Origin of the sequence: Priestia endophytica, assembly GCF_026790145.1 — a bacterium.
GTDB classification, from domain to species: Bacteria; Bacillota; Bacilli; order Bacillales; family Bacillaceae_H; genus Bacillus_I; species Bacillus_I endophytica_A.
In genome coordinates this window covers 33,250-52,879 of record NZ_JALAMS010000012.1, presented here as the reverse complement: position 1 = coordinate 52,879, position 19,630 = coordinate 33,250, and the positions used below count along the sequence as shown (strand labels likewise).

36 protein-coding genes are annotated in these 19,630 nt (G+C 40.1%); all 36 read right to left on the bottom strand.

From position 1 onward, the window contains the following. Positions 1–234: 234 nt before the first annotated feature. Positions 235–627: a 30S ribosomal protein S9 gene (rpsI, locus tag MOC86_RS10615; protein WP_019394038.1), complete on the bottom strand. Its 393-nt coding sequence runs from the start codon at positions 625–627 to the stop codon at positions 235–237. A gap of 20 nt (positions 628–647) precedes the next feature. Continuing rightward, a complete protein-coding gene (rplM, locus tag MOC86_RS10610; RefSeq protein WP_019394039.1) occupies positions 648–1,085 on the bottom strand; it encodes a 50S ribosomal protein L13 in 438 nt (145 codons plus the stop codon). Between the two features lie 143 nt (positions 1,086–1,228). Next, positions 1,229–1,972, bottom strand: coding sequence for a tRNA pseudouridine(38-40) synthase TruA (gene truA / locus MOC86_RS10605; protein ID WP_268584135.1), 744 nt, complete (start codon positions 1,970–1,972; stop codon positions 1,229–1,231). A 12-nt stretch (positions 1,973–1,984) separates the two neighbouring features. Beyond that, positions 1,985–2,782 (bottom strand): energy-coupling factor transporter transmembrane component T family protein, encoded by a 798-nt coding sequence (locus tag MOC86_RS10600; RefSeq protein ID WP_268584134.1) that lies wholly within the window; start codon positions 2,780–2,782, stop codon positions 1,985–1,987. Next, positions 2,772–3,644: an energy-coupling factor ABC transporter ATP-binding protein gene (locus tag MOC86_RS10595; protein WP_268584133.1), complete on the bottom strand. Its 873-nt coding sequence runs from the start codon at positions 3,642–3,644 to the stop codon at positions 2,772–2,774. Before MOC86_RS10595 ends, MOC86_RS10600 begins: the two co-directional genes overlap by 11 nt. Next, positions 3,620–4,459, bottom strand: coding sequence for an energy-coupling factor ABC transporter ATP-binding protein (locus tag MOC86_RS10590; protein ID WP_268584132.1), 840 nt, complete (start codon positions 4,457–4,459; stop codon positions 3,620–3,622). The genes MOC86_RS10595 and MOC86_RS10590 overlap by 25 nt, the downstream gene beginning before the upstream one ends. 174 nt (positions 4,460–4,633) lie before the next feature. Beyond that, positions 4,634–4,996, bottom strand: coding sequence for a 50S ribosomal protein L17 (gene rplQ / locus MOC86_RS10585; RefSeq protein WP_040056346.1), 363 nt, complete (start codon positions 4,994–4,996; stop codon positions 4,634–4,636). Between the two features lie 36 nt (positions 4,997–5,032). Then, complete coding sequence (locus MOC86_RS10580) at positions 5,033–5,977, bottom strand: DNA-directed RNA polymerase subunit alpha (protein ID WP_019394045.1); 945 nt, start codon at positions 5,975–5,977, stop codon at positions 5,033–5,035. A 174-nt stretch (positions 5,978–6,151) separates the two neighbouring features. Continuing rightward, entirely contained in the window at positions 6,152–6,541 is a 390-nt protein-coding gene (gene rpsK, locus MOC86_RS10575) for a 30S ribosomal protein S11 (RefSeq protein ID WP_019394046.1), read from the bottom strand. Positions 6,542–6,563: 22 nt separating this feature from the next. Next, positions 6,564–6,929: a 30S ribosomal protein S13 gene (gene rpsM / locus MOC86_RS10570; RefSeq protein ID WP_019394047.1), complete on the bottom strand. Its 366-nt coding sequence runs from the start codon at positions 6,927–6,929 to the stop codon at positions 6,564–6,566. Between the two features lie 24 nt (positions 6,930–6,953). Beyond that, positions 6,954–7,067 carry a 50S ribosomal protein L36 gene (rpmJ, locus tag MOC86_RS10565; RefSeq protein WP_003156543.1) on the bottom strand — a complete coding sequence of 38 codons (114 nt, stop codon included), beginning with the start codon at positions 7,065–7,067 and terminating at the stop codon, positions 6,954–6,956. A gap of 36 nt (positions 7,068–7,103) precedes the next feature. Continuing rightward, positions 7,104–7,322 carry a translation initiation factor IF-1 gene (gene infA / locus MOC86_RS10560; protein ID WP_010191517.1) on the bottom strand — a complete coding sequence of 73 codons (219 nt, stop codon included), beginning with the start codon at positions 7,320–7,322 and terminating at the stop codon, positions 7,104–7,106. A 228-nt stretch (positions 7,323–7,550) separates the two neighbouring features. Then, positions 7,551–8,297: a type I methionyl aminopeptidase gene (gene map, locus MOC86_RS10555; protein WP_243515923.1), complete on the bottom strand. Its 747-nt coding sequence runs from the start codon at positions 8,295–8,297 to the stop codon at positions 7,551–7,553. Continuing rightward, positions 8,294–8,947: an adenylate kinase gene (locus tag MOC86_RS10550; RefSeq protein WP_268584131.1), complete on the bottom strand. Its 654-nt coding sequence runs from the start codon at positions 8,945–8,947 to the stop codon at positions 8,294–8,296. Before MOC86_RS10550 ends, map begins: the two co-directional genes overlap by 4 nt. A gap of 49 nt (positions 8,948–8,996) precedes the next feature. Further along, positions 8,997–10,289 (bottom strand): preprotein translocase subunit SecY, encoded by a 1,293-nt coding sequence (gene secY / locus MOC86_RS10545; protein WP_019394050.1) that lies wholly within the window; start codon positions 10,287–10,289, stop codon positions 8,997–8,999. Then, positions 10,289–10,729, bottom strand: coding sequence for a 50S ribosomal protein L15 (gene rplO / locus MOC86_RS10540; protein WP_268584130.1), 441 nt, complete (start codon positions 10,727–10,729; stop codon positions 10,289–10,291). Before rplO ends, secY begins: the two co-directional genes overlap by 1 nt. A gap of 29 nt (positions 10,730–10,758) precedes the next feature. Beyond that, positions 10,759–10,941: a 50S ribosomal protein L30 gene (gene rpmD / locus MOC86_RS10535; RefSeq protein ID WP_019394052.1), complete on the bottom strand. Its 183-nt coding sequence runs from the start codon at positions 10,939–10,941 to the stop codon at positions 10,759–10,761. Positions 10,942–10,954: 13 nt separating this feature from the next. Beyond that, positions 10,955–11,455: a 30S ribosomal protein S5 gene (gene rpsE / locus MOC86_RS10530; protein ID WP_019394053.1), complete on the bottom strand. Its 501-nt coding sequence runs from the start codon at positions 11,453–11,455 to the stop codon at positions 10,955–10,957. 20 nt (positions 11,456–11,475) lie between these two features. Further along, the gene (rplR, locus tag MOC86_RS10525) at positions 11,476–11,838 is read right to left on the bottom strand and encodes a 50S ribosomal protein L18 (protein WP_268584129.1); all 363 of its coding nucleotides are present in this window, start codon (positions 11,836–11,838) and stop codon (positions 11,476–11,478) included. 40 nt (positions 11,839–11,878) lie between these two features. Then, positions 11,879–12,415: a 50S ribosomal protein L6 gene (rplF, locus tag MOC86_RS10520; RefSeq protein ID WP_061802642.1), complete on the bottom strand. Its 537-nt coding sequence runs from the start codon at positions 12,413–12,415 to the stop codon at positions 11,879–11,881. Positions 12,416–12,446: 31 nt separating this feature from the next. Next, on the bottom strand, positions 12,447–12,845 hold the full coding sequence (rpsH, locus tag MOC86_RS10515; protein WP_019394056.1) for a 30S ribosomal protein S8: 399 nt from the start codon (positions 12,843–12,845) through the stop codon (positions 12,447–12,449). Positions 12,846–12,874: 29 nt separating this feature from the next. Beyond that, positions 12,875–13,060, bottom strand: coding sequence for a type Z 30S ribosomal protein S14 (locus MOC86_RS10510; protein WP_019394057.1), 186 nt, complete (start codon positions 13,058–13,060; stop codon positions 12,875–12,877). 33 nt (positions 13,061–13,093) lie between these two features. Then, entirely contained in the window at positions 13,094–13,633 is a 540-nt protein-coding gene (gene rplE, locus MOC86_RS10505) for a 50S ribosomal protein L5 (protein WP_019394058.1), read from the bottom strand. Positions 13,634–13,662: 29 nt separating this feature from the next. Then, positions 13,663–13,974, bottom strand: coding sequence for a 50S ribosomal protein L24 (gene rplX, locus MOC86_RS10500; protein ID WP_019394059.1), 312 nt, complete (start codon positions 13,972–13,974; stop codon positions 13,663–13,665). A 39-nt stretch (positions 13,975–14,013) separates the two neighbouring features. Further along, positions 14,014–14,382, bottom strand: a complete 369-nt coding sequence (rplN, locus tag MOC86_RS10495; RefSeq protein WP_019394060.1) for a 50S ribosomal protein L14 — start codon at positions 14,380–14,382, stop codon at positions 14,014–14,016. 42 nt (positions 14,383–14,424) lie between these two features. Beyond that, the gene (gene rpsQ, locus MOC86_RS10490) at positions 14,425–14,688 is read right to left on the bottom strand and encodes a 30S ribosomal protein S17 (RefSeq protein WP_268584125.1); all 264 of its coding nucleotides are present in this window, start codon (positions 14,686–14,688) and stop codon (positions 14,425–14,427) included. Positions 14,689–14,713: 25 nt separating this feature from the next. Continuing rightward, on the bottom strand, positions 14,714–14,914 hold the full coding sequence (gene rpmC / locus MOC86_RS10485; protein ID WP_019394062.1) for a 50S ribosomal protein L29: 201 nt from the start codon (positions 14,912–14,914) through the stop codon (positions 14,714–14,716). Then, positions 14,904–15,338, bottom strand: coding sequence for a 50S ribosomal protein L16 (gene rplP, locus MOC86_RS10480; RefSeq protein WP_040056350.1), 435 nt, complete (start codon positions 15,336–15,338; stop codon positions 14,904–14,906). The genes rpmC and rplP overlap by 11 nt, the downstream gene beginning before the upstream one ends. 2 nt (positions 15,339–15,340) lie before the next feature. Then, complete coding sequence (gene rpsC / locus MOC86_RS10475) at positions 15,341–15,997, bottom strand: 30S ribosomal protein S3 (protein ID WP_019394064.1); 657 nt, start codon at positions 15,995–15,997, stop codon at positions 15,341–15,343. A 3-nt stretch (positions 15,998–16,000) separates the two neighbouring features. Then, complete coding sequence (gene rplV, locus MOC86_RS10470) at positions 16,001–16,342, bottom strand: 50S ribosomal protein L22 (RefSeq protein ID WP_019394065.1); 342 nt, start codon at positions 16,340–16,342, stop codon at positions 16,001–16,003. A gap of 20 nt (positions 16,343–16,362) precedes the next feature. Then, positions 16,363–16,641, bottom strand: coding sequence for a 30S ribosomal protein S19 (rpsS, locus tag MOC86_RS10465; RefSeq protein WP_019394066.1), 279 nt, complete (start codon positions 16,639–16,641; stop codon positions 16,363–16,365). A gap of 57 nt (positions 16,642–16,698) precedes the next feature. Beyond that, the gene (rplB, locus tag MOC86_RS10460) at positions 16,699–17,529 is read right to left on the bottom strand and encodes a 50S ribosomal protein L2 (protein WP_040056351.1); all 831 of its coding nucleotides are present in this window, start codon (positions 17,527–17,529) and stop codon (positions 16,699–16,701) included. A 27-nt stretch (positions 17,530–17,556) separates the two neighbouring features. Further along, entirely contained in the window at positions 17,557–17,844 is a 288-nt protein-coding gene (rplW, locus tag MOC86_RS10455; protein WP_019394068.1) for a 50S ribosomal protein L23, read from the bottom strand. Further along, positions 17,844–18,467, bottom strand: a complete 624-nt coding sequence (rplD, locus tag MOC86_RS10450) for a 50S ribosomal protein L4 (RefSeq protein WP_019394069.1) — start codon at positions 18,465–18,467, stop codon at positions 17,844–17,846. The genes rplW and rplD overlap by 1 nt, the downstream gene beginning before the upstream one ends. A 30-nt stretch (positions 18,468–18,497) precedes the next feature. Then, positions 18,498–19,127: a 50S ribosomal protein L3 gene (gene rplC / locus MOC86_RS10445; protein WP_019394070.1), complete on the bottom strand. Its 630-nt coding sequence runs from the start codon at positions 19,125–19,127 to the stop codon at positions 18,498–18,500. A 35-nt stretch (positions 19,128–19,162) separates the two neighbouring features. After that, a complete protein-coding gene (rpsJ, locus tag MOC86_RS10440; RefSeq protein ID WP_019394071.1) occupies positions 19,163–19,471 on the bottom strand; it encodes a 30S ribosomal protein S10 in 309 nt (102 codons plus the stop codon). Positions 19,472–19,630 lie beyond the last annotated feature (159 nt).

The following is a 19,630-nucleotide window of genomic DNA, read 5'->3' as shown; positions in this document are numbered from 1 at the left end:
TAAAAGTATATTAAAGGTATTATTATCTGAAGCAACTAATTCCAAAATTGAGGAACTTATTGAACATAGTGGGGAGTTATATTCTCTTTTTATTAGATTAGAAGATAATAACAGCAAAAATCCTAATTTCTTAGGCTGGGTATTTAAAGGGGAGTTATTTTACATCTAAATAAATAAAAAACCCTTTCCCGAAAATCCGAGAAAGGGTTGTAAAACGTTGATATATAAGAAATATTAACGTTTTGAGAACTGAGGTGCACGACGAGCGCCTTTAAGACCGTATTTTTTACGTTCTTTCATACGAGCGTCACGAGTTAATAGACCTTCAGGTTTTAGTGTTGCGCGATATTCTGGGTCTGCTTGTAATAGTGCACGAGCGATACCGTGGCGGATTGCTCCAGCTTGACCAGTGAATCCTCCACCGTTTACGTTTACTAATACATCATAGTTCCCAAGAGTTTCTGTTGCAGCAAGAGGTTGTTTTACAACTTCTCTTAGTGCTGCAGATGAAAGATAGTTCTCGATTTCACGACCGTTAACAACGATGTTTCCGTTACCTGGTACTAGACGTACGCGAGCAACAGAGCTTTTACGACGACCTGTTCCGTAATATTGTACCTGTGCCAATATAATTCCCTCCTTACGTATTATCCGCGAAGTTCGTAAACTTCTGGTTTTTGTGCTTCATGTGGATGAGTGTCTCCTGCAAACACATGTAATTTTTTAAACATTTGACGACCTAAGCTACCTTTTGGAAGCATTCCACGGATTGCTAGTTCAAGCATTTTCTCTGAATAGTTAGTACGCATTTCAAGAGCCGTGCGAGATTTAAGTCCGCCTGGATGTTGGCTGTGACGGTAGTAAATCTTGTCAGTCAATTTTTTACCTGTTAATTCGATTTTTGCTGCATTAAGAATGATTACATGATCACCAGTATCAACGTGTGGTGTGTAAGTTGGTTTATGTTTCCCGCGTAGAATAGAAGCAACTTCGCTAGCAAGACGACCTAAAGTTTTACCTTCTGCGTCAATTACAAGCCATTTGCGCTCTACTTCACTTGCTTTCGCCATATAAGTTGTACGCATGTTTTACCCTCCTAGAATTTCAACTTTCGAACGTTTTATTTTAAACACGATTAATTTCCGGGGCTAATCGTGGGTTTAAAATTACATACATATGTTATATTAGCCTGTTGTATTCCCAATGTCAAGAGGATGTTACACCAGGTTTAGTTGTCATAGTAAACTTTCCACAAGTATAGCCCATGTCCAGGTGCAGTTTTGCCTGTTAGAGTGCGATTTTTCGCCTCTAGCATCCCTGAAATATCTTTTGTAAAACTTTTTCCGTTACCAAGATCAAGAAGTGTTCCCACTAGAATTCGGACCATATTATAAAGAAATCCGTTTCCTACAAATCTAAATGTAAGCACGTCTCCTTCTTCAATAATTTCCGCTTCATAGATTGTTCTCACTTTATCTTCTATCTCCGTCTTTGCTGAACAAAAACTTGTAAAATCATGTGTACCAATTACGCCCTTTATAGCTTCCTTCATCACCTTACGATCTAAATCGTATGGAACATGGTGCATATAATGCCTTAAGAACACATCGCGACTTTTGCTGCAAAGCACTTTGTAACGGTATTCCTTCTTCTTCACGCTAAAACGAGCATGAAAATCTTCTGACGTTTCCTTTGTATCAACTACTACAATATCTTCTGGCAAGAGCGCATTGGCTCCTCGCTCAAGCTGGCTTACGCTGATAGTACTTGTAGTATCAAAGTGAAACACCTGCCCTTTAGCATGGACAGACGCATCTGTGCGTCCTGAGGCATGGATTTTCACTTCCTTACCTCCATGGAGACGGGTAAGGGCCTTTTCAATCTCTTCTTGCACAGTACGGGCATTAGGCTGTATTTGATAGCCTGAAAACAGTGTTCCGTCATATGCTACAGTACATTGAATTCTTCGCATCTCTCACATCTCCTAGACTCTTACAATAAATAGAGCAGCAGCAACAATAAAAAATATGATAAGGGCCATAGTATCAATAGACCCCCAGCTAAGCTGACGATACTTTGTCCGTCCTTCTCCACCTTGATACCCTCTTGCTTCCATAGCTGTTGCTAGCTCTTCTGCACGTTTAAAAGCGCTAATAAAAAGCGGAATTAAGAGTGGAACAACAGCTTTTAGGCGATCTTTAATAGGCCCGCTCGAAAAATCTACTCCACGTGCTGTTTGAGCCTTCAAAATTTTGTCTGTTTCATCCATCAAAGTAGGGATAAAACGAAGTGAAATAGACATCATAAGTGCTAATTCATGAACAGGGAAACGGACTTTCTTTAATGGATGTAAAAGGGTCTCCATGCCATCTGTTACCTCAATTGGTGTTGTTGTAAGAGTTAACAGGGTTGTAAGTAAAATTAAGAATAAGAACCGAAGCGAAATATAAATCCCTTGAATAACTCCGCCTTCATAGATCTTCAGAAAACCAATATCTGCGATTATTTCTCCTTCCCTCGTCATAAAAATATGAAGGAGAAAGGTGAAAATAATAATAAACAATATTGGCTTTAGCCCTTTAATAATAAAATAAATGGGAACTCGACTTACAAGTACTGCTAAAATAGCAAACAAACCAATAATGCTGTAGCTTATAATATTATTCGCAAGAAAAATAACAGCTACATAGAAAAAAACGATAATAAGCTTTGCACGAGGGTCCATACGATGAATAAAAGAATCTCCTGGAACATACTGACCAATAATCATATTATTCATCATGATCTTGTCCTCCAAAAAGCTTTGTGACCTCTTCTACGGCCTTTTTAAATGTAATAGCCTCATGACTAAGGGAGACGCCCAAACGCTGTTCTAGATCCAATATGAACTGCAGAGGCTCTGGAATATCTAACCCAATCTCTTTAAGCTTTTCATGTTGCTTAAAGATTTCCTTTGGTGTTCCGCTCATTGAAACTTTCCCTTTATCCATTACAATAATGCGATCTGCATATTGTGCTGCATCTTCCATACTGTGCGTTACAAGTACAATCGTTAATCCTTGTTCTTTATTTAAAGAGGAGATCAAATTCATAATCTCATTACGCCCTCTTGGATCAAGTCCTGCTGTTGGCTCATCAAGAACAAGCACTTGCGGTTCCATTGCTAAAATTCCTGCAATTGCCACACGGCGCATCTGTCCACCACTTAAATCAAATGGTGATTTCTGCAGAACTTCCTTTGGCAAACCAACTATTGTAGCAAGCTCATTTGCCCTTTTTTTCGCTTCCTCTTCTGAAACCCCAAAGTTCATCGGACCAAAACAAATATCTTTTTCAACAGTCTCATCAAAGAGCTGATGTTCAGGAAACTGAAAGACAACGCCAACGCGTTTGCGAATTTCTTTTAAATGCTTTTCTTTCTTACCACTTTCAATTGTACGATCTCCTATTTGGATACTCCCTTTAGTTGGCTTTAAAAGGGCATTCAAATGCTGGATAACTGTTGACTTACCAGAGCCTGTATGACCAATTAACGATACGAACTGACCAGAGGGAATGGATAGCGATACATCTTCCAATGCTAATCGTTCAAAAGGTGTTTTAAGCTGATAACGATGTTCTACATTTTTGAATATAATCTCCATAGGTCCTCCACTAAGTTGTCCGTTGTTAAATGAATATGTTCTAAAGAAATTCCTTTGTCCCTCAGAACATGACTAATTTGACTAGCAAATGGAAAATCAAGGCCAATCTCAGTCAATTTGCTGCCAAGTTCAAAAATCTCTGAAGGTGTTCCAGTTGCAAAAAGTTCTCCTTTATTGAGGACAATTGCTCTATCAGCTTTCGCTACTTCATTGAGGTCATGGGTAATGGAGATAATCGTTAGATTGCGTTGATTTTTTAACAAACGAATGGTTTCGAGAACTTCACTACGTCCTTTTGGATCAAGCATTGATGTTGCTTCATCTAAAAGGATAACATCAGGTGCCATTGCGACAACACCAGCAATACCAATTCGCTGTTTCTGACCACCAGATAGACGATGTGGCTCATACTTCTCGAACCCTTTCATTCCAACAACTTCAATTGCTTCCCCTACTCTTTTTCTCATTTCTTCATACGGAAAGCCATTATTCTCCAACCCAAAAGCAACGTCGTCTTCAACTGTTGAACCTACAAATTGATTATCAGGATTTTGAAATACCATTCCAATATGGCGACGTACATCCCATACAGAATCTTCTGTAAGCATAAGATCTGCTACTTTCACAGAACCTTGTTCAGGTAGAATGAGGCCGTTTAAAATTTTAGCAAGCGTTGATTTCCCTGAGCCATTATGTCCTGCAATTGCAAGCCATTCTCCCTTATAAACATTAAGAGATAAGTTGTTTAGCACATAAGGTCCATCTTCTTCATACCGAAAATACAAGTCTTTCACTTCTATGACTGAGTTTGACATATACAGCCCCCTCTACTATGCTCCTCTAGGCTAATTCGTTTCAACATATAAAAAAAGGGCATTGAGCAGTTGAGAATAACTGTCACGCCCTTGTAGCACCTATATTGTTCAAATGGGCGTCAGACACTTTCTTTAAAAAAGAAGAGAATCCATACGCCCTAAGAACTTCATATATTAAACTAACTCGATGATAGCCATTGGAGCACCGTCACCACGACGAGGTCCAAGTTTCATAATACGAGTGTAGCCACCTTGACGGTCAGCATAACGAGTAGCCACATCGCTGAAAAGTTTTTGAACAGCGTCTTGACCAGTCTCTTCGTTTGCTACTTCGTGGCGGATGTATGCTGCAGCTTGACGGCGAGCATGTAGATCTCCACGTTTACCAAGAGTGATTAGTTTTTCTACAACAGACTTAAGTTCTTTTGCTTTTGGTTCTGTTGTTTCAATGCGCTCACTGATGATTAAGTCAGTTGCTAAATCGCGAAGAAGTGCTTTACGTTGTGCACTTGTACGACCTAATTTTTGATATCCCATGAGTATTTCCCTCCTTCGTTACTAATTCGCTATCTATCAATCGTCTTTACGTAGTCCAAGACCAAGCTCTTCAAGTTTAGCTTTCACTTCTTCAAGAGATTTACGTCCTAAGTTACGTACTTTCATCATATCTTCTTCTGTTTTATTCGCAAGCTCTTGTACTGTGTTGATGCCAGCACGTTTTAAGCAGTTGTAAGAACGTACAGAAAGGTCAAGTTCTTCAATCGTCATTTCAAGAACTTTCTCTTTTTGATCCTCTTCTTTTTCAACCATAATCTCTGCTTTTTGTGCCTCATCTGTTAATCCAACAAAGATGTTTAAATGCTCTGTTAGGATTTTAGCACCTAGTGCTACAGCTTTTTCAGGCTCAATACTACCATCAGTCCAAACATCAAGCGTAAGCTTATCGAAGTTTGTCATTTGACCAACGCGTGTATTTTCAACATAGTAAGAGACGCGCGTAACAGGCGTGTAGATTGAATCAATTGGAATTACACCAATTGGTTGATCCTCATGCTTGTTCTCAACCGCAGCATCATAACCACGACCTGTTTGAGCTGTTAGACGCATGCGGAACTGTGCATCTGTTTCAAGTGTTGCAATATGAAGATCTGGATTTAAGATCTCAACATCACTATCTCCTTGAATATCAGCAGCAGTTACAACACCTTTGCCTTGAACATCAATTTCTAACGTCTTCTCTTCATCAGAGTAGATTTTTAATGCAAGCTTCTTCACATTTAAAATGATGTTTGTTACGTCTTCAACAACTCCAGGAATTGTTGAGAACTCATGTAAAACACCATCGATTTGAATAGATGTTACAGCAGCACCAGGGAGAGAGGATAATAGGATACGACGTAAGGAGTTACCCAAAGTAGTACCATATCCACGCTCAAGTGGTTCGACGACGAACTTACCGAACTTTCCATCATCGCTGATTTCTACCGTTTCGATTTTTGGCTTTTCAATCTCTATCATTTATTAAACCCTCCTTCAAAACGTCGAAACCCCAGTTAGATCATTTAGATCCTAAATGATCTAACCGAAATTCCCTCTTAGACAGTTCCCGAATGTGCACAACATTTGACCGGAAAAAAATCTGTATCATATCCCATTATAGACGATAAAATGAAATATATACAGATGAATTAATTATACACGACGACGTTTTGGCGGACGGCATCCATTATGAGGTACTGGTGTAACATCTTTAATTGCTGTTACTTCAAGTCCTGCTGCTTGAAGAGCACGGATAGCTGCTTCACGACCAGCACCAGGGCCTTTAACTGTAACCTCTAATGTTTTTAAACCATTTTCCATACCTGTTTTAGCAGCTGTTTCAGCAGCCATTTGTGCAGCGAATGGAGTAGATTTACGAGATCCACGGAATCCAAGTGCACCAGCACTAGACCAAGAAATCGCATTACCTTGCATATCAGTGATCGTTACAATCGTATTGTTGAAAGTTGAACGAATGTGAGCGATACCTGACTCAATATTCTTTTTCACACGACGTTTACGAGTGTTTGTTTTACGAGCCATGTTGGATAACCTCCCTTACTTATTATTTCTTTTTGTTAGCTACTGTACGACGTGGACCTTTACGTGTACGAGCATTGTTTTTAGTATGTTGACCACGAACTGGTAAGCTACGACGGTGGCGAAGACCACGGTAAGAACCAATTTCGATTAGACGTTTGATGTTTAGAGAAACTTCACGACGAAGATCTCCTTCTACTTTATATCCGTCAACAATTTCACGAATTTTATTTAATTCATCTTCTGTTAGATCGCGAACGCGAGTATCTTCAGAAACGCCAGCTTCAGCTAAGATTTTTTGAGCTGTTACTTTACCGATTCCGAAAACGTAAGTCATTGAGATAACTACGCGCTTATCACGAGGGATATCTACACCTGCAATACGTGCCATAAGAAAAGTGCACCTCCTTGAGAATTAGCCTTGTTTTTGTTTATGCTTTGGATTTTCACAAATAACCATTACTTTTCCTTTTCTGCGGATAACTTTACATTTTTCGCAGATTGGTTTGACTGATGGTCTTACTTTCATGTGTTATTACCTCCTTAGTAATACGGAGTGCATAGTTTATTTGAAACGATACGTGATTCTTCCACGAGTTAGATCATATGGTGATAGCTCAACAGTAACTTTATCACCAGGTAAAATACGAATGAAATGCATACGAATTTTACCAGAAACATGAGCTAGCACTGTATGACCATTTTCTAATTCTACCTTGAACATTGCATTTGGTAAAGTCTCAATCACGGTACCTTCTACTTCAATTACATCGTCTTTCGCCATACAATTGCTCTCCTTTCTTTGCCCCAGCAACAAGGCAGTTATTCTAATGTAACAAAATTTACTAACCTGTTCTGAACATTCGGAGAAACGTAATCATCCAATACAAGGCAAACTACGTTTTCACGTACAGCTTTGCCATTTTTGTAACGAATCAGACAACATGGACTAACAATCTTGTTGACTATGACTACAACTGTCTAGGGTTAACGATAGAGACCTGTTCTATATTCAAAGCTTGGTCAGTATTTCATATCCATCCTCAACAATTGCGATAGTATGCTCAAAATGCGCACAGTACTTTTTGTCCTGTGTAACTACAGTCCAACCATCAGCCAATGTTTTCACATAACGGCTTCCAGCATTCACCATAGGTTCAATTGCAAGCACCATACCGGGTCTTAATCGAGGACCTTTGTTTGGGGGACCATAATGAGGAATCTGTGGATCTTCATGTAAGTCTTGCCCCACTCCATGCCCAACATATTCTCGAACAACAGAAAAACCGTGTTCCTCAACATATGTTTGAATAGCATGAGAAATATTTGATAAGCGATCACCAGGAATCGCTTTTTCTAATCCTTTGTAAAGAGACTCTTCAGTCACCTTTAACAACTTTTCTGCTTCATCAGAAACAGAACCTACTGCATATGTCCAAGCTGAATCACCATGATACCCGTTATAATATGCACCGATATCAATGCTGATGATGTCTCCATCATTTAGCTTGCGGTCACCAGGAATACCGTGAACAAGTTCTTCGTTAACTGAAGCACATATGCTGCCTGTAAAACCATTATAACCTTTAAAAGAAGGTTCTGCATCATGCTGGCGAATAATCTTCTCTGCAATTCTATCCAATTCCTTAGTGGTAATACCAGGTTTGATATGTTTTTGCAGTTCCTGATGCGTTAACGCAACAATCCGTCCAGCTTCACGCATGATTTCAAGTTCACGTGGCGTTTTGCAAATAATCATTTGCTTGCGCCTCCGAGCAATGCACGAATGTCTTCAAAGACTTTAGTAATATCTTGGTCACCTTTAATGTTGCGCAAGTAGCCTTTTTGATTGTAAAAATCAAGAAGTGGTTGAGATTGCTTAACATTGACAGCGAGTCGGTTTGATACTGTTGCAGGATTGTCATCCTCACGTTGATAAAGTTCTCCACCACATTTGTCGCAAGTCCCCTCTTGACTTGGTGGATTGAACACTAGGTGGTAAGTTGCTCCACAGTTTTTGCAAATACGACGACCTGTTAGACGTTCCATTAGAATATCTTGATCCACATCAATGTTAATTACATAGTCAAGTGGACGTTTTAATTCTTCAAGAATGTTTTCAAGAGCTTCAGCTTGCGCTACAGTTCTTGGAAACCCATCAAGTAAGAAGCCTTCTTTGCAATCGTCCTTAGCTAAACGCTCGCGTACAATACCGATTGTAACTTCATCAGGTACTAGCTCACCTTTATCCATGAACTGTTTTGCTTTTACTCCTAAGTCTGTTCCTTCTTTGATCGCTGCTCGGAACATATCTCCTGTTGAGATATGAGGGATGTTATAGTATTCGACCATTTGTTCAGCTTGTGTGCCTTTCCCAGCTCCAGGAAGACCCATTAATACTAAGTTCATTGACTTTCCCCCTCAGTCTCTTCTCTATATAAGAGTTTTACAACTCTTTTTATTTAATAAAGCCTTTGTAATGACGTTTAACGAGCTGACTTTCTAGTTGTTTCATTGTTTCAAGGGCAACCCCGACAATGATCAACAATCCAGTACCACCAATTTGAGCAGAAGAAGGTAAGTCAGCAAACTTAATAAACAGGGTTGGTAAAATCGCAATTATTGAAAGGAAAAGTGCACCAACTATTGTTAAGCGATACAACACCTTTGTAATAAATTCTTGCGTGTTCTTCCCTGGACGAATGCCTGGAATATAACCGCCTTGCTTTTGTAAGTTCTCTGCCACTTGTTCTGGGTTTACTTGAACAAAAGTGTAGAAGTAAGTAAATGCTACAATTAGGGCTACGTAAACGCTCATGCCAATAGGCTGTGTATAATCAAATGTTTTTTGAATCCATTCTGTTACATCATTTGAGCCGAAAAACGATGCAATCGTTGGTGGCGTAATGATAAATGAAACCGCAAAAATAACTGGAATAACACCCGCCGCGTTAACCTTTAACGGTAAATGCGTTGATTGTCCTCCCACTTGATTACGGCCAGCTAGACGTTTTGCATATTGAATCGGAATTTTACGAAGCGCTTGTTGGAAGAAGATAACTCCCACAATGATAGCCAATACGACTACTGCTAGTAATACCATTGTTGCAATACGCAAGAAAAGCTGATCGCCAACATCTTCAAATTGCTGCGCATAAATTTGGTTCAATGTATTTGGAATACCAGCTACCATACCTGCAAAAATGATAATAGAAACTCCATTACCAACGCCTTTTGCTGTGATCTGCTCACCAAGCCACATTAAAAAGGCTGTTCCTGCAGTCAAAATGATCGCAATAACAGCATATGTCATTGCTCCTGGGTTCTGAATGAGTTGGCCTTGAGCCATATTGTTAAAGCCAATGGACATTCCAACAGCTTGAACAAGACCTAAAACAATTGTTAAGTAACGAGTAAATTGAGCTAATTTACGACGTCCAACTTCACCTTGTTTTGACCACTCTGTAAACTTAGGAACAACATCCATCTGCAACAGCTGTACGATGATGGATGCTGTGATGTATGGCATAATACCCATTGCTAAAATAGAGAAATTTTGAAGTGCACCACCGCCAAATGTATTTAGTACTCCAAATACATTTAGCTGATCTTGCACTTTCAAAACATCAGTATTTACGTTTGGAACTGGAATGAAAGTTCCGATTCGAAAAATTACAAGCATTAGCAAGGTGAAAAGAATTTTATTTCTAATTTCACCTACGCGCATCAAATTGGAGATTGTCTGAAACATTAAATCACCTCAGTTTTACCGCCTGCAGCTTCGATAGCCTCTTTTGCAGAAGCAGAAAATTTGTTAGCTTTAACAGTTAGCTTTTTGCTTACTTCGCCATTGCCAAGAATTTTCACGCCAGCTCTAACTTTGCTGATAACACCAGTTTCAAGAAGAAGTTCCGGAGTTACCTCTGTTCCATCTTCGAAACGATTTAATGTTTCAAGGTTAACAACCGTAAACTCTTTACGGTTAATGTTTGTGAAACCGCGTTTTGGTAAACGACGGTATAGTGGGTTCTGACCACCTTCAAAACCGATACGTACGCCACCGCCTGAACGAGCGCGTTGACCTTTGTGTCCACGTCCTGAAGTTTTTCCGTTACCACTAGCCATACCACGACCTACACGATTACGTTCTTTACGAGAACCTTCTGCTGATTTTAGCTCATGAAGTTTCATGGAGACACCTCCTTTTGATTACAATTCTATTATTGTTCTTTAACTGTAACAAGGTGAGCAACTTTGTTGATCATACCACGAATCGCTGCGTTGTCTTCGTGAACCACAGTTTGATGCATTTTACGAAGACCTAACGTTTTGACTGTTACACGTTGGTTTTCTGGGCGACCAATTACGCTGCGAGTGAGGGTAATCGCTAATTTGTTTGCCATTTTGTTTCCCTCCTTATCCTAACAGTTCTTCGACAGATTTGCCACGTAGCTTAGCTACTTCTTCAGCACGTTTTAGTTCACTTAAACCTTGGATTGTAGCACGAACCATGTTGATTGGTGTGTTAGATCCTAGAGATTTAGATAAGATATCACCTACACCTGCTAATTCAAGTACCGCACGGACTGGTCCACCTGCGATAACTCCAGTACCTTCAGATGCTGGTTTTAAGAAGATGCGACCTGCACCAAATTGGCCTAGAATTTCGTGAGGAATAGTTGTTCCTACTGTTGGAACAGTAATAAGGTTTTTCTTAGCATCTTCGATTGCTTTACGGATCGCATCTGGTACCTCTTGAGCTTTACCAGTACCGAAACCAACGTGACCATTTTTGTCACCAACAACTACTAATGCAGCAAAGCGGAAACGACGTCCACCTTTTACAACTTTCGCTACGCGGTTAACCGTAACCACACGCTCTTCAAGTTCTAATTTGCTTGGATCAATACGACGCATCATTTTCCCTCCTTTTACGGTTAAAATTGTAGTCCAGCTTCGCGAGCTGCGTCAGCTAGAGCTTTCACACGACCATGATATAGATATCCGCCACGATCAAAAACAACTTCTTTCACGCCTTTTTCAACTGCGCGTTTTGCAACTAGTTCACCGACTTTTGTAGCAGCTTCTACATTGCTACCAGCTTCAACAGATAAGTCTTTATCTAGAGTAGATGCGCTAGCAAGTGTTACTGCGTTTAAATCATCAATCACTTGTGCATAAATGTGTTGATTTGAACGATACACATTTAAACGTGGGCGAGTAGCTGTACCGAATAATTTTGAACGAACACGAGTATGTCTTTTCTTACGTACTTTATTCTTATCAGCTTTAGTGATCATCTTAGTCACTCCTTTCCTTTAACTAGAACGAACTGCATTATTACTTAGCAGTTTTACCTTCTTTACGACGTACATATTCGCCTTCGTAGCGAATTCCTTTACCTTTGTAAGGCTCAGGTGAACGAACCGCACGAATGTTAGCTGCTAAAGCACCAACGCGTTCTTTGCTAATACCTTTAACAATAACTTTAGTTTGAGATGGAACCTCAACTTCAAGTCCTTGCTCAGGCTCAATTTCAACTGGATGAGAGTAACCAACATTAAGAATAAGTTTGTTACCAGACTTTTGAGCACGGTAACCTACCCCAACTAGTTCAAGACCTTTTTGGAAGCCGTTAGTAACACCCTCAACCATGTTACCTAAAAGGCTACGAGTTGTACCATGAAGGGCACGGTGTTCTTTGTGGTCACTTGGACGACTTACAGTAAGGATGTTGTCTTCCACGTTGATAGTGATGTCCGGGTTGAATGTATGAGTTAATTCACCTTTAGGACCTTTTACAGTTACAGTATTGTTGTTGTTTGTTACTGTAACACCAGACGGAATTTCTAAGACTTTTTTACCGACACGTGACATACGTTACACCTCCGATCGCTTTATAAATTAATTACCAAACGTATGCTAATACTTCTCCACCAGTTTGTTTTTGGCGAGCTTCTTTGTCGCTTAATACACCTTGTGAAGTAGAAACGATTGCAATACCTAGACCGTTTAGTACACGTGGTACTTCGTCAGCTTTTGCATAAACGCGAAGACCAGGTTTACTAATACGTTTAAGACCTGTGATTACACGCTCGTTGTTTGAACCGTATTTTAAGAAGATACGGATGATACCTTGTTTGTTGTCCTCGATATATTCTACATCGCGAACGAAACCTTCACGTTTAAGGATTTCTGCAACTTGCTTCTTTAAGTTAGAAGCAGGTACTTCAAGTTTTTCATGACGAACCATGTTCGCGTTACGAATACGAGTTAGAAGATCTGCAATTGGATCAGTCATAACCATATTTTTTACCTCCTTCCCATGCTTGGGTTTTACCAGCTAGCTTTTTTAACACCAGGAATTTGACCTTTATAAGCAAGTTCACGGAAACAAATACGGCAAAGCTTAAATTTGCGGATTACAGAGTGTGGACGTCCGCAGCGCTCACAACGAGTGTACGCTTGAACTTCAAACTTCGGCTGACGCTTTTGTTTCGCAATCATTGATTTTTTAGCCACAATTTCGCCTCCTCTGCTTAACGTTGGCCAGAATTATTTCTGGAATGGCATTCCGAATTGAGTTAATAGCTCACGAGACTCTTCGTCTGTGTTTGCAGTTGTAACAATTACGATATCCATACCACGTACTTTGTTTACTTTATCATAATCAATCTCTGGGAAGATTAATTGTTCTTTAATACCTAGAGTGTAGTTTCCGCGACCATCAAATGATTTTTTAGAAACTCCACGGAAGTCACGTACACGAGGAAGAGATACAGAGATCAATTTGTCAAAGAACTCATACATACGCTCTCCACGTAGTGTAACTTTTGCACCAATTGGCATACCTTCACGTAGACGGAAAGTAGCGATTGATTTCTTAGCACGAGTAACTAGTGGTTTTTGACCTGTAAGAGCTGTTAACTCTTCAACAGCGCTGTCTAATGCTTTAGCATTTTGTACAGCTTCACCAATTCCCATGTTTACTACGATCTTTTCAAGTTTAGGAACTTGCATTACAGATGTATAATTGAACTTCTCTACTAGAGAAGGAGTGATTTCTTTCTGAAATTTTTCTTTCAGGCGGTTCATCAATGAGTACCTCCTTTCACTGACTAATATTATTTATCTAAAGTTTCACCAGATTTTTTTGCTACACGTACCTTTTTGCCGTCTTCAACTTTGTAACCAACACGTGTTGGTTCGCCAGTCTTAGGATCTAACAGCATTACGTTGGATACATGGATAGGTGCTTCCTGGCTGTTGATTCCACCTTGTGGATTTAATTGAGATGGTTTTGAATGTTTCTTAACGATATTCACACCTTCAACAATCACACGGTCTTTTTTCGGATAAGCAGTAAGAACTACGCCTTGTTTGCCTTTATCCTTACCAGAGATAACCACTACTTTGTCACCTTTTTTGACATGCATCTTTTCGCACCTCCTTAAGGACCATCATTTTATCATTTATTAAAGAACTTCTGGAGCAAGGGACACAATCTTCATGAAGCTGTTGTCACGTAGTTCACGTGCAACTGGTCCGAAGATACGAGTACCACGCGGGCTCTTATCGTCACGGATAATTACGCAAGCATTTTCGTCGAAACGGATGTATGAACCATCTTTACGACGAACACCACGTTTAGTACGAACTACTACAGCTTTAACGACATCACCTTTTTTAACAACGCCACCAGGTGTTGCTTGTTTCACCGTAACAACGATAACATCACCGATGTTAGCTGTTTTGCGACCAGATCCACCTAAAACTTTGATTGTTAAAACTTCACGAGCACCAGAGTTGTCAGCAACTTTTAAACGAGATTCTTGTTGAATCATCTAGTTTTACCTCCCTTCGGATCAATCCTCACTATCCGATCATTAGATAATTACAGCTTCTTCAACGACGTCAACTAGACGGAAACGTTTTGTAGCTGAAAGCGGACGAGTTTCCATGATACGCACGATATCGCCAACTTTTGCTTGGTTATTTTCATCATGTGCTTTAAATTTCTTTGAGTACTTTACGCGTTTGCCGTAAAGTGAATCAGTTTTGTAAGTTTCAACTAGAACTGTGATTGTTTTATCCATTTTGTCAGAAACAACACGTCCAGTGTAAACTTTACGTTGGTTACGTTCACTCATTCTGAAAGCCTCCCTTCAGACTTAATTATTTACTAGCAGCAATCTCTCTTGCACGGATTACAGTCTTCATACGAGCAATTGACTTACGTACTTCAGGAATACGTGCAGTATTTTCTAATTGTCCAGTCGCTAATTGAAAACGAAGGTTGAACAATTCTTCTTTTAAAGACTTAACTTTTTGTTCAATTTCAGCAGTGGTTAGATCACGGATTTCATTAACCTTCATTTGAGTCACCACCAATTTCTTCACGTTTTACAAATTTACATTTGATAGGTAGTTTGTGTGCAGCAAGACGAAGTGCTTCACGAGCAACCTCTTCACTTACACCTGCGATTTCAAACATAATCTTTCCAGGTTTTACAACTGCTACCCAGCCCTCTGGAGCACCTTTACCGGAACCCATGCGGACCTCTAGAGGTTTTGCAGTGTAAGGTTTAGAAGGGAAGATTTTAATCCATACTTTACCGCCACGCTTCATGTAACGAGTCATTGCGATACGAGCAGCTTCGATCTGACGGTTAGTAATCCAAGAATTTTCTAAAGCTTGTAAACCATATTCACCAAATGCAACTTCCGTACCACCTTTTGCACGACCTTTCATGCGACCACGATGTTCACGACGATATTTAACACGTTTTGGCAATAACATAATTATTTTCCTCCTTCCTTAGAGTTCTTCTTAGTAGGAAGGACCTCTCCACGATAAATCCATACTTTTACACCGATTTTACCGTAAGTTGTATCAGCTTCAGCTGTACCATAGTCAATATCAGCGCGAAGAGTATGAAGAGGAACTGTACCTTCACTGTAGTATTCAGCACGAGCGATATCTGCTCCGCCTAAACGACCAGATGTCATTGTCTTGATCCCTTTAGCACCCGCACGCATAGTACGTTGGATAGCTTGCTTTTGAGCACGACGGAATGACACACGATTTTCAAGTTGACGAGCGATGTTTTCTGCTACAAGTTTAGCATCGATATCTGCTCTTTTAACTTCAAGGATGTTAATGTGTACACGTTTGCCTGTTAGTTGGTTAAGAGCTTTACGAAGTGCTTCAACTTCAGTACCACCTTTACCAATTACCATACCAGGTTTTGCAGTGTGGATCGTGATGTTCAAACGGTTAGCAGCACGTTCGATCTCTACTTTAGAAACAGAAGCGTCACTTAAGCGTTTGCTGATGTATTCACGAACTTTTAAATCTTCATGTAGTAAATTTGCGTAGTCTTTCTCAGCGTACCATTTTGACTCCCAGTCACGAATGACGCCGATACGCAAACCAATTGGATTCACTTTTTGACCCATCGATTATCCCTCCTTCTTTTCTGATACCACAACTGTGATGTGGCTAGTGCGTTTGTTGATTTGGCTTGCACGTCCCATAGCACGTGGACGGAAACGTTTAAGTGTTGGACCTTCGTCTACGAACACTTCTGAAACAACTAAGTTGTTTGCATCCATTTCATAATTGTGTTCTGCATTTGCGATAGCAGAGTTTAATACTTTTTCCACAACTGGGGAAGCAGCTTTTGGCGTAAGTTTTAAAATCGCTACAGCTTCTCCTACTTGCTTTCCTCGAATTAAATCTACGACTAAGCGAACTTTACGAGGCGCAATACGAACTGTCTTTGCAACAGCTTTAGCTTGCATTTGAATGCCTCCTCTCTTAATTAGCGTCTTGTTTTCTTATCGTCATTACCATGGCCTTTATAAGTACGTGTTGGTGCAAATTCACCAAGCTTATGTCCTACCATGTCTTCAGTAACGTAAACAGGTACATGCTTACGACCGTCATATACAGCAATCGTATGACCCATGAATTGTGGGAAAATTGTTGAACGACGAGACCAAGTTTTAACAACTTGTTTCTTATCAGCTTCATTCAATTTTTCGATTTTGTTCATTAAATGATCATCCACAAAAGGTCCTTTTTTCAAACTGCGACCCATAAATGAACCTCCCTTCGTGATTGCCCTACGGTTCTTTTGAACCGTAGCTCAATCCCGTTATTTTTTACGACGACGAACGATGAATTTATCAGACTTGTTGTTCTTCTTACGAGTTTTGTAACCAAGAGTTGGTTTACCCCATGGTGACATTGGTGATTTACGTCCGATTGGTGCGCGACCTTCACCACCACCGTGTGGGTGATCGTTAGGGTTCATTACAGAACCACGAACAGTTGGGCGCTTACCTAACCAGCGAGAACGACCAGCTTTACCGATGTTAATAAGTTCATGTTGTTCGTTACCAACTTGACCGATTGTAGCACGGCAAGTAGCAAGAATCATACGAACTTCACCAGAATTCAAACGAACAAGTACGTATTTACCTTCTTTACCAAGTACTTGAGCAGAAGTACCTGCAGAACGTACAAGCTGACCACCTTTACCAGGTTTAAGCTCGATGTTATGAATTACAGTACCTACTGGGATATTTTGAAGTGGTAATGCATTACCTACTTTAATATCTGCTTCAGGTCCAGTCATAACTTCTGTACCTACTGTTAAGTTCTTAGGAGCAAGAATGTAACGTTTTTCACCATCTGCATAAACGATAAGTGCGATGTTAGCCGAACGGTTTGGATCATACTCGATAGTAGCAACGCGTCCTGGTATTCCATCTTTGTCACGTTTGAAGTCGATGATGCGGTATTGACGTTTGTGTCCACCACCTTGGTGACGAACTGTCAGTTTACCTTGGTTGTTACGTCCACCTTTTTTGTTTAAAGGCGCAAGTAACGATTTCTCTGGCTTGTCAGTAGTGATCTCAGCGAAATCAGAACCTGACATGCCGCGACGACCATTTGTGGTTGGTTTAAACTTTTTAATCGCCATGTGAATTTCCCTCCTTCTTTATAAGACTTATGCTTCGAATAATTCGATTTCTTTGCTATCAGCTGTTAAAGTAACAACTGCTTTACGACGACGGTTAGTAAGACCTGTATAGCGACCTACGCGCTTAGACTTACCTTTATAGTTCATGATGTTCACTTTTTCAACTTTCACATCGAAAATTTCTTCAACAGCATCTTTAACAGCTGTTTTGTTAGCACGAACATCTACTTCAAAAGTATATTTACGATCAGCCATTACGTCTGTTGAACGTTCAGTAATGACGGGGCGCTTAATAATATCACGAGAAGTTTTCATTATGCAAGCACCTCCTCTACTTTTTGAACCGCACCTTTAGTGAAGACAACTTTTTCTGCGCTAACTAGGTCTAGAACGTTTACGCTTGAAGCAGTAATAACGTTAACACCAGGGATGTTGCGAGCAGAAAGAGTAACATTCTCGTTCACATCAGCTGTAACGATAAGCGTTTTGCTATCTACAGATAAGTTTGAAAGAACTGCTACCATGTCTTTAGTTTTTGGTGCTTGTAATGCTAAATCTTCTAATACTACAAAATCATTGCTTTGTACTTTAGAAGAAAGAGCAGATTTGATTGCTAGACGACGTACTTTTTTAGGTAACTTGTAGCTGTAGCTACGTGGAGTAGGACCAAATACAACCCCACCGCCTCTCCATTGTGGAGAACGGATTGATCCTTGACGAGCACGACCAGTACCTTTTTGACGCCATGGTTTACGGCCACCGCCTCTTACTTCAGAACGGTTTTTAACTTTATGAGTACCTTGACGAGTTGCAGAACGCTGCATTAAGATCGCGTCAAATAGTACACTTTCGTTTGGTTCGATTCCAAAAACGGCTTCGTTTAAGTCAATGTTACCTAAGTTTTCGCCGCCTTGGTTAAACAATGCTACTGTTGGCATTGGTTATTCCTCCTTTCCTAGAAGAGTGTTTTATTTTACTTTAACTCCGCTTTTCACTACTACTAGTGATTTTTTAGATCCAGGTACATTACCTTTTACTAAAAGAAGATTACGCTCTGTATCAACTTTCACGATTGATAAGTTTTGTACAGTAACGCGTTCGCCACCCATTTGTCCAGGTAATGCTTTACCTTTCATAACGCGGTTCGGATCAACTGGACCCATTGAACCTGGGCTACGGTGATAGTGGGAACCATGAGACATAGGTCCGCGAGATTGGTTATGACGCTTGATAGCACCTTGGAAACCTTTCCCTTTAGACGTACCTGTCACATCAATTACGTCACCTTCTGCAAAAATATCAACTTTGACTTCCTGACCAACTTCGTATTCCTCCACGTTCACGTCGCGAAGTTCACGAGTGTAGCGCTTAGGAGCAGTATTAGCTTTTTCGAAATGGCCTTTTTTAGGTTTGTTAGCTAGCTTTTCGCGTAGGTCATCAAAACCTAATTGGATAGCTTCATATCCGTCAGTTTCTACAGTTCTCTTTTGAACTACTACGTTTGGAGCAGCTTCGATTACTGTTACTGGGATAAGCTCACCATTTTCAGCAAATACTTGTGTCATACCGATTTTCTTTCCTAAGATTCCTTTGGTCATTTGTCACACCTCCTGTAATTGTTAGGTTTTATTTATTAAAGTTTAATTTCAATATCCACACCTGATGGTAAGTCTAGACGCATTAGTGAATCAACTGTTTGTGGAGTTGGGTTCACGATATCGATTAGACGCTTGTGTGTACGCATCTCGAATTGCTCACGAGAATCTTTGTATTTGTGCACCGCACGTAAGATTGTATAAACAGACTTCTCAGTTGGAAGTGGGATCGGACCTGATACATTAGCACCCGAACGCTTTGCAGTTTCAACAATCTTCTCAGCAGATTGATCTAAAATTCTGTGATCATAAGCTTTTAAACGAATACGAATCTTTTCTTTTGCCATTATTTTCCCTCCTTTTTCGCCTATTTTCATAAATAGACATTCTCCGTAGGAATTTCCTCACCACTCGCCGTGGCAAAGCGGCCGGGTGTGTCAGCAACCTCCTACATCATCGCATTGAAAGACCAACATTAGCTATTATATAGAAAAAACACCTGCATT